The sequence below is a fragment of the Paraburkholderia sp. GAS33 genome (assembly GCF_050436645.1).
Lineage (GTDB): Bacteria > Pseudomonadota > Gammaproteobacteria > Burkholderiales > Burkholderiaceae > Paraburkholderia > Paraburkholderia phenazinium_B.
On sequence record NZ_JBNDMP010000001.1, the window covers coordinates 1,072,768 to 1,085,842 of the forward strand.

Below are 13,075 nucleotides of genomic sequence, written 5' to 3' on the forward strand. Positions count from 1 at the left end.
GATCAAACATGGCGGGTCTCATCTGCCGCACCTGTTAAAACAACTCTTTCTGCCCTGTCATCAAGGTAGCAAAATCGTCGTTCATAAACGGCAGAATCGCGTCGGCTACCGGTTGTAGCTGGCGTGTCAGATAGTGGTCGTAGTCGATCGCCGAACGCTGGGTCTCCAGCGGTTCGGGACCCGCCACCGTCATCACATATGTGATCCAACCGCCGTTCTGATACTGCAGCGGCCGTCCTTGCCGCTGGTTGAATTCGTCGGCCATCCGCGCTGCGCGCGCATGCGGCGGCACATTTCGTCGGTACTCCTCGAGATTGCGGCGCAGTCGCCGGCGATACACCAGCAACTCGTCGAACTCTCCGCTCACGGTGCGTTCGACGTAGTCACGCACAAAGTCCTGATACGGCTGCCGCTTGAAGATGCGCAGATAGAGCTGCCGCTGGAATTGCTGGGCGAGCGGAGTCCAGTCGGTGCGCACGGTCTCGAGTCCCCTGAAGACCATTTCCTCGCTGCCGTCCGGTTTGGCGACGAGTCCCGCATAGCGCTTTTTACTACCTTGTTCGGCGCCGCGGATGGTCGGCATCAGAAAGCGCTGGTAGTGCGTCTCGAACTGCAATTCAAGCGAGCTCTCAAGACCGAACGTCTGCTGCAGGTGCTCGCGCCAGAATTCGTTCACGTATTTGACGAGCGAGCGGCCGATTTGCGCCGCCTGTTCCTCGGAGCGCGCCCGCTTTAGCCACACGAAGGTGGAATCGGTGTCGCCATAGATGACCTGGTAGCCTCTCGCTTCGATCAGCTCGCGAGTGCGATGCATGATCTCGTGGCCGCGCATCGTAATGGACGACACGAGCCGTGGATCGAAAAAGCGGCAGCCGCTCGATCCGAGCACGCCGGCAAACGCATTCATGATGATCTTCAGCGCCTGCGACAGCGGTTTGTTCTTTTGCCGTTTTGCGGCTTCGCGCCCTAGCGAGATCTGACTCACGATAGCGGGCAGACTGTGCTTGCTGCGTGAGAAACGCGCACCGCGAAAGCCTACGATGGACGCGCTTTCATCGGGGTTGTTCATTCCCTCTACCAGCCCCACGGGATCGATCAGAAACGTGCGGATGATCGAGGGATAGAGGCTTTTATAGTCGAGCACCAGCACGGAGTCGTAAAGACCGGGCTGCGAATCCATCACGAAGCCACCGGGGCTGGCTTCCTCGGTAATCTCGCCGAGGTTGGGCGCCACATAGCCCTGACGGTGCATCAGCGGCATATACAGGTGCGTGAAGGCGGCCACCGATCCGCCGCTGCGGTCCGCGGCCAGCCCGGTCACCGTGGCCCGTTCCAGCAGGAACGTCAGCAGCTCGGTTTTGGCGAAGATCCGCGTGACGAGTTCGCAGTCCTTCAGGTTGTAGCGTGCGAGAGCTGGCTTGTCTTCGGCGAAGCGGCGATCGATTTCCGCCATGCGTTGATACGGATTGTCGATAGCCTTGCCTTCGCCCAGCAGCTCCTGCGCCACATATTCGAGGCTGAAGCTTGGAAAGCTCCAGGTCGCGGAGCGCAATGCTTCGATGCCGTCGATGATCAAACGCCCGGCCGCCGCCGCAAAGAAATGGTTCTGTTTGCCGCCGTGCTCGCGCCACTCCATCACGTCGCCGCCACGCCCGAGGCGCAGCGGTACGGCATAACGCTGCGAATGCTCCTGCAGGACCCGCAGATCGAACTGCACCAGATTCCAGCCGATGATCCCATCGGGATCGTGCCGTTCGGTCCATTCGTTGAGTTTCTCCAGCAACCGCGCACGGCTCTCGCAATACTCGAGATCGAAGTCGAGCCCGCTGGCGTCGCCATTGGCTGGGCCCAGCATATACACCTGACGTTGCCCGCAGCCTTCCAGCGCAATGGAATACAACTCGCCGTGCGCGGTGGTTTCGATATCGAGCGAGACCAGCTTCAACGCCGGACGATAAGCGGTGTCCGGCTTCATCTCGCCGTTGATCCAGCGGCCTTCGCCATCCGGCTCGCCGCCGAACCAGACCGGCGCCGTGATAAAGCGCTCCGTCAGATAGCGATCGTGCGGACGGATATCCGCCTCGTAGACGTCGACGCCATACTCCTTCAACTGCTTTTCGAGCTTGAGCAACTGGCGATATTGACGGCAGTACAACCCAAGAACCGGACGCTGATGAAAATCTTTCAGGGCTAGGGGGCGGAGTTCGAACTGGCGTTCGTTGCGCAATACCCGTTCGGCGAGCTCGCGTTGCTCGGCCGGAATGAACGCCACCGACGTCTGGGGCGGCAGGCGCAAGTGGTGCGGACCGCTCTCGGTCGCCAGCCAGAAGTCGACTTCTGTGCCAGCCGGCGTGTCGCGCCAATGTCGGGTCAGAAGGAAACCCTGCTGTTGTTGAACCACACTGCAACCTTTTATGAACCCGTTATAAAACTGTTTATTCGACTATTTTACTTGGCAATTTGACCGCGGCTGCGTCTTCGGGACGGTGCGAAACCTCGCCGGACGCCTCACGGTGGCCCGGCGGGCGGCTTGTTGGTGTAAGACGGGGTAAGGATGTGCAGCGCGGAACTTCGGCGAAAACCCACTAAACAACGCCGAAAATCCCGATGTGGCGCGCTTTCACGACGTGATGCAAGGTGGCCTGGCAGCGTACCCCGGCCGCCTCCACGGCGTCCAGATGCCCCTAAACAGGGCTTCCGGAAGCTGGGAACTGAGCCGGCCGCCGGCCTGTCGTAACCTGCTGAAGGCGCGTGCGGCCGGGCAATCAAGGGTCCGGGGGTTTGCGCAGAAGCGCCTGGATGAGGTAGGGTGGCGGGTCTGGCGCTGTTTGAAGGCGCTGGTTCTATCAATACAGAAAGGGATGTTCAATGAACAAGCAGGAACTGATTGACGCAGTTGCGGCTGCGACGGGCGAAAGCAAAACGGCCACCGGCAAGTCGATCGATGCGATCATCGAAGCGGTGACGAGCGCAGTGTCCAAGGGCGAAACCGTTCAGCTGATCGGCTTCGGAGCCTTCTCGACCGGTTCGCGCGCAGCGCGCGTCGGCCGTAATCCGTCAACCGGCGCGGAAATCCAGATCGCCGCAGCCAAGACGGTTAAGTTCGTCGCCGGCAAGGCATTCAAGGACGCGGTTAACGCCTCCTGATCGCTCCGTCGATCCCGCGCAGCTAGCCACCCCCACAGGGGAGGCGCTGCGCGGCGCTTGCGGGCTCACGGCACGCTGGTCAGCTGGCGCGGCGAGCCCGTTTCTGGGTCCGCTTCTTACGGCTTGTGGTCCACGCATGCGTGCACAATGGGCTATGAAACCGCGTCCGATCCGAGGAAATCCATCATGTACATCGCGATGAACCGTTTCAAAGTCGCTCTCGGTTCAGAGAGCGCGTTCGAAACGCTTTGGACGAGCCGGGACACGCATCTGAAAGACGTGCCGGGCTTCATCGAGTTTCATCTGCTGCGAGGGCCGCGGAAAGAGGACCATGTGCTGTATTCCAGCCACACGGTCTGGGCCGATCATGCGGCATTCGAAGGCTGGACCAGTTCGGATGCATTCCGCGCGGCGCACCGCAACGCCGGAGGGGAAACCCGTTCGTTGTATCTCGGGCACCCCGAATTCGAAGGCTTCGAAGTCATCCAGACGGTGAAGTAACACGCCGAAGGTGGTGAGGCCGTTGCCCACCACCGTATCAATCCCCCGTCAGCACCACCAGATTCTTGCCGTCGCGTTTCGCCTTGTACAAGGCCAGATCCGCCGCCTCGATCAATGAAGTCATCGGCGACTCTACGCTTGGAACAACGGATGCCCCGCCGATACTGATCGTCACATACTGCCCCGTCGACGAATTCGCGTGTGGCACCTGTAACGCCTCCACCTGGCTGCGAATCTTTTCCGCGAGGGTGCGGATGCCTCCGAGCGGCGTCCCCGGCAGCACCACCGCAAACTCTTCGCCGCCGAAGCGCGCGGCCAGGTCGCCAGGACGGCCGAGGCAGGCTTCCACAGTTGCGGCAATCTGCTTGAGCACTTCGTCGCCTGCCACGTGGCCATACGTGTCGTTGTAGAGCTTGAAGTTGTCGACGTCGATCATCAGGAACGACATTTCGCTCTGGTCACGCGCGCCGCGCCGCCATTCGGCGCTGAGATACTCGTCGAGGTAACGACGGTTCGACAAGCCGGTCAGGCCGTCGGAATGCGTGAGCCGCCGCAACTCGAGGTTGGCTTCGAGCAGCTGCTGCTGCGATTCGCGCAGCGCGCGATACGCCTCGTCGCGCTGCAGCAGATTGATATGCGAGCGCGAGTGATAACGGATGCGCGCGACCAGTTCGATCCGGTCCGGCAGTTTGACGAGATAGTCGTTCGCCCCTGCCGCGAAGGCTGCGCTTTTGATGACCGGCTCTTCCTTGGTCGACAGCACGATGATCGGCACATCGCGGATAGCGGGCGTCGCGCGATAGGCTTTGACGAGCGTCAGGCCGTCAATGCCGGGCATCACGAGATCCTGCAGGATCACCGTCGGCCGCGTGTTGACGGCGGCCTTCATGGCCTCATCGGCGCGCGCGCAGTAATGGAAGTCGATACCGTCCTCGCCCGCGAGCGCCTGCCGGATCGCCTCGGCGACGATCGCCTGATCGTCGACCAGCAGCACCATCACCGGCTGTTCCGCCGCAGGCGGTGTTTGCAGCGTCCTGCGTGCCGCTTCGAGCGTCGCATCGGCGCCGTCGGTCGCGGACGCTGCTGCGGCTTGCTGGTCAGGCGAGCCAGTCTGATTATTTGCCATGTTGATACCCGTGTTCGTACCCGTGTCGCAAGCTCGCGTCACGGGTGTGTTGCCATTCATGCCAATACGCTTCGTACATCCCGATCATCATTTAACGCTTGCCATCAGTTCTCCTGCAATGCTGCCTAGCGGCAAGATGCGCTTCGCCGCATCGAGCGCGGCCGCGGCCTTCGGCATGCCGTAGACCGCGCTGGTCGCTTCGTCCTGCGCGATCGTGAGGTAGCCCTTCGCGCGCATCGCCTTCAGGCCGATTGCGCCGTCGCGGCCCATGCCCGTCAGCAGCACGCCGATCGCGTTGCCATACCAGTGCTCGACCACGCTGTGAAAAAATACATCGACGGAAGGGCGATAGGGCGTGCTGGCCGGCTCACTGATGTAATCGAGCGAGCCGCTGCGTGCGATATGCAGGTGGTCGTTGGTCGCGGCCAGCAAGACCTCGCCGGGCCTGGGACGATCGCCGGTAACGGCTACACGCACCGGCAGTTCTGTCTGGCTGTCGAGCCATTGGGCCATGCCTTCGGCAAATGCCTTGTCGACGTGTTGCACGATGACAATGGAGCCGCCGAAATTGGCCGGCAGCTTGCCGAGTACCGCGGCGAGCGCGCCCGGGCCGCCGGCGGAAGCGCCAATCGCGATCAACGGGGCCGCGCCGCGCGAGGCAGTTGCGGCGGCCCGTGGCGTGGGCGCCACCACCGGCTTCTCGAGCAGGCGGCCAATCTGGTCGATCTTGGCGAGCAACGGCTGAGACGCATCGGCGAGGTGGTGGTCGGCGAGCGTCGGCGTGTCGACTGCGTCGAGTGCGCCGGCACCCATCGCTTCGTAGACGCGCCATGCGTTCGCCCCGACGCTGCTCGTCACGACGAGGATCGGGCAGGGCGCCTGGGCCATGATGCGGCGGGTCGCCTCGACGCCGTCGAACTTCGGCATGATCAGGTCCATCAGGACCACATCGGGCGGCTGGGCGACGCAGAAGTCGACGGCCTGGGCGCCGTCGGTGGCGACCCAGAGCACGCGATGCTCCGGCCGCAACGCGATCGCGCGGCGCATGGCTTCGACCGCAAGCGGCAGGTCATTGACGATGCCGATGTTCATGTGTGCGCTTCTCCGATCAGGTCGTGCACCGCGTCGAGCAATGCTTCATCGTGAAAGCTGCCCTTTGCCAGATAGTAGTCTGCGCCGGCATCGAGCCCCCGGCGGCGATCTTCGTCGCGATCCTTGTACGACACAATCATCACGGGCACCGTTTTTAGCAGCGTGTCGCGCTTGATCAGCGTGACGAGTTCGATGCCGTCCATGCGCGGCATGTCGATGTCGGTCACGACCAGATCGAAATGGGTGCTGCGCAGCGCGTTCCAGCCGTCCATGCCGTCCACCGCCACCGTCACCGTATAACCGCGCTTTTCCAGCAGTTTGCGCTCCAGTTCGCGCACTGTCAGCGAGTCTTCGACCACCAGCACATGTTTGCGGGTGCGTGCGGCGACGCCCTGGGCGCGCTGCACCTTGTCGAGCTGCCCGCCGCGCACGAGTTTGTCGACCGAGCGCAGCAGGTCGTCGACGTCGACGATCAGCACCGCTTCGCCGTTTTCCATCAGCGCACCGGCCGCGATGTCCTTGACCTTGCCGAGGCGGCTGTCGAGCGGCTGGACCACCAGCATGCGCTCGCCGAGGAAACGGTCCACCGCCACGCCATAGGTGCCCCGGTCGTCGCCGATCACCACCACCGGCACATTGGCGCGCACTTCGGCGGGGGCCTCGGTGTCAAGCAACTGGTGCGCGGTGACGAGCCCGACGGGCCGGCCGTCGAAGGCGAAATGCTGTTGTCCTTCGAGCATATTGATGTCGCCACGGGCCAGCTCCAGCGTACGGCGCACGTGTGCGAGCGGGAACGCATAGGCTTCGCCACCGACCTCCGCGAGCAGGCTGCGGATTACCGAGAGCGTGAGCGGCAACTGCAGAACGAATCGCGTGCCGTGGCCGGGTTCGGTCGCGATGCGCACCGTGCCGCGTACGGCCTTGACCATTTCGTGCACGGCATCGAGACCGACGCCGCGTCCGGAAACATCGGTCACCTCGGTGCGCATCGAAAAACCCGGCAGCAGCAGGAAGTCGAGCAACTCGTGATCGGACAGGCGTGCGGCCGTTTCCGGGTCGGCCAGCTGCCGCTTGACGACGGCCGCGCGCACCGCGTCGAGGTCGACACCCGCGCCGTCGTCGCTCACGCTGATGAGCAGCTTGCCCGCGCTATGGCGGGCTTCCAGGGTCAACGTTGCTTCAGCCGGCTTGCCCTCTGCGAGGCGTTGTTCGGGCGTTTCGACACCGTGGTCGAGCGCGTTGCGCAGCAGATGGCCGAGCGGCGCGTCGAGCATGTCGAGGATGTCGCGATCGATCTGCGTCGATTCGCCCACGATCGAAAAACGTACCCGTTTGCCGAGCGAACGGGCGAGATCGCGCACGATGCGCGGATAGGCGTGGGTCGCATCGCCGAATGGTCGCATGCGGCATTGCAGCGCTTCGTCGTATAGCTGCTGCGCGAGGTGCGAGCTGCGGCGATCGAACCGGTCGAGTTCGTCGATGCGCGTCGCCAGCAGATGCTGCATTGTGCCGAGGGTTTGCCGCACGGCGTCGAGCGCTGCCAGCGCTTGCGGATCGAGACGTTCTGCTAACGATTCGAAACAGGTGTCGAGCGCGCGCGCTGCATCGCGGTGGGTGCGTTTGACGCGCAGCAGCGACTCCGCGAACGGCTTCAGCCAGCGCGATTCCACGAGGGATTCGCCGGACAGGCTCAGCAACCGGTCGAGATTATCGCTGCGCACCCGCAGCATGCGCTCGGGGTCGCGTGGGCCGTGGACGTTTAGCGGGGTGTCGCGTGGGACGTCGAGGCTGGACGGACGCAACGGTGCGGGCTCGGGTGTCGGTGCGACGGAAGGCTCTGCCGCAGGCGCTTCGGCGGCAAGATTTTGCACGGCCGGCGCTGCTTCGTCGGAAAGGCTGACTGGCAGTTTGGCAACCTCGACGCCGAGGATAGCGAGTGCAGCGCGCATCGTCGCGTCTTCGTCCGGTTCTTCGGGAGCGGCATAGGTGTCGCCCCACGGCGAGCCCGCCGCGATGTCTGCGTGCGTACGGTGCGCCTCGTTGGTTGCCGTAGCCTCAGTCGCACCATACGCGGTGAGCCGGGCGACGAATGCGTCCACTTCCGCTCGCGTCAACGCGGCCGCCGGATCGTCGTTGCCGGCGCGCAGCAGCAGGTCGGCTCCGCGGAGCAGTTCGTCGATATGCGCACCCGACAAAACCAGCGTGCCGCGCTGCGCGGCCACGAAGCATTCCTCCATCACATGCGCAATATCCACTCCATCCTGCAGGCCGACGATGCGCGCCGCGCCCTTCAGCGAGTGTGCCGCGCGCATGCAGGCCTCGAGTTGCGACGCATCGTCCGGTGTGTGTTCGAGCGCAAGCAGGCCACCGGACAGCACGCGCGTTTGCGTCTGCGCTTCTTCGCGGAACAGGTCGAGCAATGACCGGCGGCCCAGATCGTCGTCGTGACTCATCGCAGACTCCGGGCGAGCGACTCGAATACGCGGTCGGTGTCGAGCAGGCCGATCGTGCGCTCGTTCCAGGCGATCACGCCACGCGAGTGCGAGGCGCTGGCGTGGGCGAGCGTCGTCGGTACGGGCAGCAGCGAACTGGCCGCGAAGCGCACCACGCCCTCGACTTCATCCACCGGAAAAGCCACCGGCTCCCCGCGATGCGCGGCGACCAGCATGCGCGCATAGCTGCTACGCGACGTGTATTTGCCGCTTGATGCGTGATCGAGATGCAGCAGTTCACCGAGCGAAGCGGCCACGGTCAGCGCGCCGCGAATATTGACGAGCCCAAGGACGACGCGATTGCGCCGATGCGGCAGGGAATGGATCGGGCGGATGTCGTCGACCTGGCGAAGCGCGGCCGTCGGTAGGCCGAGCCACTCGTCGGCAATGCGAAATACCAGCGCGGATTGCGTGGCCGCCGCCGCGGCGCCCGTATCGGTCGCATGCGATGCCTGCGACGTGCCGTCATGAGGCCGTGCGCGCGGTCCGGAAGTTGCCGTCGCAGGCGCCAGATCCGCTTCGTCGGGCGGCCGGTCGAGCAGCCGTGCCGCGGCCTGCTCGAACACCGGGCAGTTCAGACAGCGCGAATGCTCAGCCAGTTTCGGGCATGTGCCATCGCCGCGCGTGCCGATGCGATTCCAGCAATCGTCGATCAACGCGACCACGCCCGTGGTCTCAATGGCGCCGTGAGCCATGCTTGCCTCGCGGTAGGTTCAAAGGGTCATCCGTTGCTTTCGTGGCGCTTGTCGCGGTGGTCATCGGGTGCGCTTTGGCCGCGGCGCGCTGGGCACGTCGCATCAGTTGCTGCGCGCCGGCGCTGTCTCCCGACATATCGAGCAGCGCGGCGAGGTGCGTGAGCGCTTCGTAGTGGGCGGGCTCGAGATAGAGCGTCTTACGGTAATAGTCGCTCGCGTCGGCAGTGCGCCCCCGTGCATCGGCGATCAGGCCGAGAAGATAGAACGCTTCTGCGTCCGTACCGTGCACGTTGACGAAGGCCTGTGCCACGTGCTCCGCCTTGTCGAATTCACCGGCGTCGGCGAGGCGGCCTGCTTCGGCGAGCGACTCGTCCGGAACCGCGGAAGCGCCAGGTTTCGCATGTGCGCGGGCAGGTCCGTGTCCGTGCGCATGTCGGGTTACGTGTGCCGGAGATTGGGTACTCACATTTGCAAGCATCGCCGTGGTCGTTGTGCGCGGCGCCGGAACGGCCGGCTGCGGACGCGCCGCAAAGGAGGGCGCCGCCGCACCGTGCGTAGCGCCGAAAGCCCACGGCGCAGCTTGCGACGCCGCCGCTGCCATACCGGGTAAGGTGAACGCCGGCGCACGCGGTTCTTCGACCTGTGTGCGCTGAAACGCGAACGCCAGCGGAATGCGCGCCGAGCTCAGCGTATGACGCATCATCAAGCCGGTTTCCGCCGGTCCGACGAAGATCGTCCCACCGTCGGCCAGTCGCGCGTCGAGCAGATGGATCGCGCGATCCTGCGCATCGCGGTGGAAATAGATCAGCACGTTGCGGCAGAAAATGAAATCGTAGCGCGTGCCGGTGTTGTGCGACGGATCGAACAGGTTCGCCTGGGTAAAACGCACCGCTTGCTGGATGCGTTCGTTCAGCACCCATCCCCCGTCGACCGGGCTGAAATGGCGGTCGCGAAACTCGAACTCGCCGCCGCGAAATGAATTGCGTCCATAGACGGCTTTTTGCGCGAGCGAAATGGCGCGCGCACTGATGTCGAACGCGTCGATGGTAAAACGCTCCGGGCCGATCCCGGCATCGAACAGGGCCATTGCCACCGAATACGGTTCTTCGCCGCTCGAGCAGGGCACGCTAAGCACGCGTGCCACACGGGCCGGATCGCGTGCCAGCTTTTCATTGACGAGCCGTGCCAGCGCGACAAACGCTTCACGGTCGCGAAAGAACCATGTCTCGGGGACCACCAGCGCTTCGATTAGCGCGAGGCGTTCTTCGGGCGAATCGTTTAGCAGTCGCCAATAACCGTCTACGGCGTCTTCGTTGACGCCGGTGACGGGGGCGGCGGACTGCGTGACACGCACCCGGTCCTGTACCGCGCGTTCGAGGGCATTGATGCCGAGCGAGGACGCGTCGATCCCGGTCTCCTGGGAGAGCCAGGTTTCGAAGCAGGGGTCGTTGGAATTCATGGGGTGGTTCAGGTTATTGTGCGCATCATGCGGCTCGCTCGTCACGTAGGTCAGGATCCGGCGGCCGGTTGCACTGCTTCGGCTTGCGGAAACAGCAACGCCTTCACTTCGTCGGTAAGCATTTGCTGTACCTCGACCCATTGCACGAGACCCACGCCGTCGTTTGCGACCGGGCCGAGCCAGCGTGCATGCGGCGTGGCGATACCGCTTTCGGCAAACTGCTCGCGTGCGATGCGCCGCGTCTGCGTGGCGCGCTCGACGATCAGGCCAAGCAGATGCACCGGTTCGCCGCTGTTGTCACGCGCCGACGCTGCGACGCCATCCCCAGCGCTGTATTGAACCAGCACCAGCCGGGTAGAGCGCAGTTGCTGCGCGGGGCGGCCGAGTGCGAGTCGCGACACGTCGATTACCGGCACCGCCGCGCCCTGCCGCTCGAACATGCCGGCTACCCATGCGGGGGCGCCAGGGATCGACTTGGTGGGCGCGAGCGCCAGCACTTCGACGATCCCAGCCGCATTGAGCGCGTAGCGGTCGCCGTCCAGATCGAACAGGAGGAAGAGCATCGCGAAGGCCTGTGATTAGCGGGTAGCCGGCGTCACGCGTCGATCTTGAAGCGCGACACGCCGGTGCGCAGCTGATTGGCGACCAGCGTCAGGTCGTCGATCGCCTGCGACGACTGGCGCAGCGATTCCGCCGTCTGCTGCGCCGCCTCGGAAAGTTGCGACAACGCCTGGTTAATCTGCTCGGCGCTGGTGGCCTGGGTCTGCATTCCCTCGTTGACCATCTGGAAGCGCGGCGCGAGCGTCTGCACCTCGTTGATGATCTGCGAGAGCTGGCCGCCCACCTGCTGCACGTCGCGCATGCCGCGGCGCACTTCCTCGGAGAACTTGTCCATGCCCATCACGCCGGCCGAAACGGCCGACTGGATTTCCTTGACCGTTTGTTCGATGTCGTAGGTCGCCACCGCGGTCTGGTCTGCGAGACGGCGGATTTCAGTCGCCACCACCGCGAACCCGCGGCCGTATTCACCGGCTTTTTCAGCTTCGATCGCTGCGTTCAGCGACAGCAGGTTGGTCTGGTCGGCCACCTTGGTGATGGTCGAGACCACCTGATTGATATTGACCGCTTTCTCATTGAGGATGGCCAGCTTGGCATTCACCGAACCGGCGGCTTCCATCACGCTGCGCATGGTGTCTTCCATGCGCGTGAGGCCGCTTTGGCTCGCACCTGCGAGCGTCGCCGACTGCTCGGCCACACCGGCGACTTCGTTCATCGTGCGCAACAGGTCGCGCGAGGTCGCGAAAATCTCGCGGGATGTGGCGCCGATCTCGGTGGTGGTCGCGGCCGTCTCGCTGGCAGTGGCCTGCTGTTCCTTCGACGTGGCGGCGATCTCCGTCACGGAAGTAGTGACCTGCAGCGACGACTTCTGTGCCTGCGAAACCAGACTCGTCAATTCCTCGGCCATGCGGTTGAAGCCGTTTTCCAGCGTGCCGAATTCATCGCTGCGGCGCAGGTTCAGCCGTTGCGCCAGATTGCCGGTGCGCATCACGTCGAGGACGTCCACCAGCCGGGCCATCGGCACCGTGACCGCCTTGAAGAGCCAGTAGCCGGTGACGAGCGCAACCAGCAATACCACGCCGAGGGCGGTGGCAAGCGTAACTTCGGTGCCGCTCACCGAGGTGCGGATCAACTGGGCGGAATCGTCGGCCTGAGCATGGTTTTCCGTCACCAGCGTGTTCGCGGCGACGATCAGGTGATCCCACGCAGGGGTCATTTGCACGAATTGCGCCTGGGCCGCCGGCTTCGAGGTGCGAGCCTGCGTCGCCGCCTGATTGAAGAGCGCCAGATACTGGTCGTAAGCGGTCTTGAATGTATTGAAACGTTCGCGGTCGTCGTCGCGGAACACCGTGCTCTGGTACTCGGCGGAAACCTTGTCGAAGGCGCGCAGTGCGTCGGGCAGGCTGTCGAGATCGCGCGTCATGCCTTGCGCGTCCGGATCGACGAAGATCGCGCGTTCCAGCGTCGCATAGCTCTGGTTGGCCGTCGCCCGCAGAGCGGTGGCGAGGTAGAGGCCGGGCACCGAGTCGCGGCGCAGGCTGACGGCCTCTTCGTCGATCGAACGCAACCGGGTGTATGAAATGACGGCCATCACCAGCATCAGCAGGAAAAGCAAGCCGAAGCAGAGCACGATGCGTGTGCCCAGGGTAAACCGGCCGCTGCTGAGCATGCCCGGCAGGTTCGTGTTGCTCGCACGTGGCGTGACAGTGGCCATTTTCGATGTCTCTCTCTGACGATTGGTCCGTGGGCGCGAGCCCACACATGCATTTTTTGCCCGATTCGGCCCAGGATATGACGCTACACCCGCAGCCCGGAAGTCGAACGGGAGATTAGCGAGGGTAAATTGTGCCAGATTCGGCTATGGGGAGCCGCATTTTGCGGAGTTCAGGCCGGACGCCGGGCGGCGTCGTGCGGTTTTGGTCAGATCGATGCCGCGCGCGATGATGCGGTGATCGTGACATGAAGGAGGGGCAACAAACAGTCTCTACAGGTCTCTACAGCAGCA

At 63.9% G+C, this 13,075-nt stretch carries 10 protein-coding genes; 2 read left to right on the forward strand and 8 right to left on the reverse strand.

Going from position 1 to position 13,075, the window contains the following annotated elements:
* Positions 1 to 34: 34 nt before the first annotated feature.
* Complete coding sequence (locus P3T24_RS04910; RefSeq protein WP_429432850.1) at positions 35 to 2,401, reverse strand: DNA polymerase II; 2,367 nt, start codon at positions 2,399 to 2,401, stop codon at positions 35 to 37.
* A 467-nt stretch (positions 2,402 to 2,868) separates the two neighbouring features.
* On the opposite strand from P3T24_RS04910, the gene P3T24_RS04915 reads away from it, so the two are divergent.
* Positions 2,869 to 3,147 carry an HU family DNA-binding protein gene (locus P3T24_RS04915; protein WP_074268460.1) on the forward strand — a complete coding sequence of 93 codons (279 nt, stop codon included), beginning with the start codon at positions 2,869 to 2,871 and terminating at the stop codon, positions 3,145 to 3,147.
* A gap of 186 nt (positions 3,148 to 3,333) precedes the next feature.
* Positions 3,334 to 3,648 carry an antibiotic biosynthesis monooxygenase family protein gene (locus P3T24_RS04920; RefSeq protein ID WP_074269445.1) on the forward strand — a complete coding sequence of 105 codons (315 nt, stop codon included), beginning with the start codon at positions 3,334 to 3,336 and terminating at the stop codon, positions 3,646 to 3,648.
* Between the two features lie 37 nt (positions 3,649 to 3,685).
* Here the strand turns inward: P3T24_RS04920 and P3T24_RS04925 are convergent, their stop codons facing one another.
* The 7 genes from P3T24_RS04925 to P3T24_RS04955 all read right to left on the reverse strand — a co-directional run bounded on the left by P3T24_RS04925 (position 3,686) and on the right by P3T24_RS04955 (position 12,784).
* Positions 3,686 to 4,774 carry a diguanylate cyclase domain-containing protein gene (locus tag P3T24_RS04925; protein ID WP_429433249.1) on the reverse strand — a complete coding sequence of 363 codons (1,089 nt, stop codon included), beginning with the start codon at positions 4,772 to 4,774 and terminating at the stop codon, positions 3,686 to 3,688.
* A gap of 87 nt (positions 4,775 to 4,861) precedes the next feature.
* Positions 4,862 to 5,866, reverse strand: coding sequence for a chemotaxis response regulator protein-glutamate methylesterase (locus P3T24_RS04930; RefSeq protein ID WP_429432852.1), 1,005 nt, complete (start codon positions 5,864 to 5,866; stop codon positions 4,862 to 4,864).
* The gene (locus P3T24_RS04935) at positions 5,863 to 8,319 is read right to left on the reverse strand and encodes a hybrid sensor histidine kinase/response regulator (protein ID WP_429432854.1); all 2,457 of its coding nucleotides are present in this window, start codon (positions 8,317 to 8,319) and stop codon (positions 5,863 to 5,865) included. The genes P3T24_RS04930 and P3T24_RS04935 overlap by 4 nt, the downstream gene beginning before the upstream one ends.
* Positions 8,316 to 9,053, reverse strand: coding sequence for a chemotaxis protein CheW (locus P3T24_RS04940; RefSeq protein WP_429432856.1), 738 nt, complete (start codon positions 9,051 to 9,053; stop codon positions 8,316 to 8,318). Before P3T24_RS04940 ends, P3T24_RS04935 begins: the two co-directional genes overlap by 4 nt.
* Positions 9,034 to 10,512 carry a CheR family methyltransferase gene (locus P3T24_RS04945; protein WP_429432858.1) on the reverse strand — a complete coding sequence of 493 codons (1,479 nt, stop codon included), beginning with the start codon at positions 10,510 to 10,512 and terminating at the stop codon, positions 9,034 to 9,036. The genes P3T24_RS04940 and P3T24_RS04945 overlap by 20 nt, the downstream gene beginning before the upstream one ends.
* Before the next feature lie 50 nt (positions 10,513 to 10,562).
* On the reverse strand, positions 10,563 to 11,075 hold the full coding sequence (locus tag P3T24_RS04950) for a chemotaxis protein CheW (RefSeq protein WP_429432860.1): 513 nt from the start codon (positions 11,073 to 11,075) through the stop codon (positions 10,563 to 10,565).
* 32 nt (positions 11,076 to 11,107) lie between these two features.
* A complete protein-coding gene (locus P3T24_RS04955; protein WP_429432862.1) occupies positions 11,108 to 12,784 on the reverse strand; it encodes a methyl-accepting chemotaxis protein in 1,677 nt (558 codons plus the stop codon).
* Positions 12,785 to 13,075: the final 291 nt, after the last annotated feature.

Excerpts from the sequence above, each read along its gene's own strand:
- P3T24_RS04945 (WP_429432858.1), bottom strand. The coding sequence starts at position 10,512 with ATGAATTCCAACGACCCCTGCTTCGAAACCTGGCTCTCCCAGGAGACC.
- P3T24_RS04935 (WP_429432854.1), bottom strand. The coding sequence starts at position 8,319 with ATGAGTCACGACGACGATCTGGGCCGCCGGTCATTGCTCGACCTGTTC.
- P3T24_RS04915 (WP_074268460.1), top strand. The coding sequence starts at position 2,869 with ATGAACAAGCAGGAACTGATTGACGCAGTTGCGGCTGCGACGGGCGAA.
- P3T24_RS04920 (WP_074269445.1), top strand. The coding sequence starts at position 3,334 with ATGTACATCGCGATGAACCGTTTCAAAGTCGCTCTCGGTTCAGAGAGC.
- P3T24_RS04950 (WP_429432860.1), bottom strand. The coding sequence starts at position 11,075 with ATGCTCTTCCTCCTGTTCGATCTGGACGGCGACCGCTACGCGCTCAAT.
- P3T24_RS04940 (WP_429432856.1), bottom strand. The coding sequence starts at position 9,053 with ATGGCTCACGGCGCCATTGAGACCACGGGCGTGGTCGCGTTGATCGAC.
- P3T24_RS04955 (WP_429432862.1), bottom strand. The coding sequence starts at position 12,784 with ATGGCCACTGTCACGCCACGTGCGAGCAACACGAACCTGCCGGGCATG.
- P3T24_RS04925 (WP_429433249.1), bottom strand. The coding sequence starts at position 4,774 with ATGGCAAATAATCAGACTGGCTCGCCTGACCAGCAAGCCGCAGCAGCG.
- P3T24_RS04930 (WP_429432852.1), bottom strand. The coding sequence starts at position 5,866 with ATGAACATCGGCATCGTCAATGACCTGCCGCTTGCGGTCGAAGCCATG.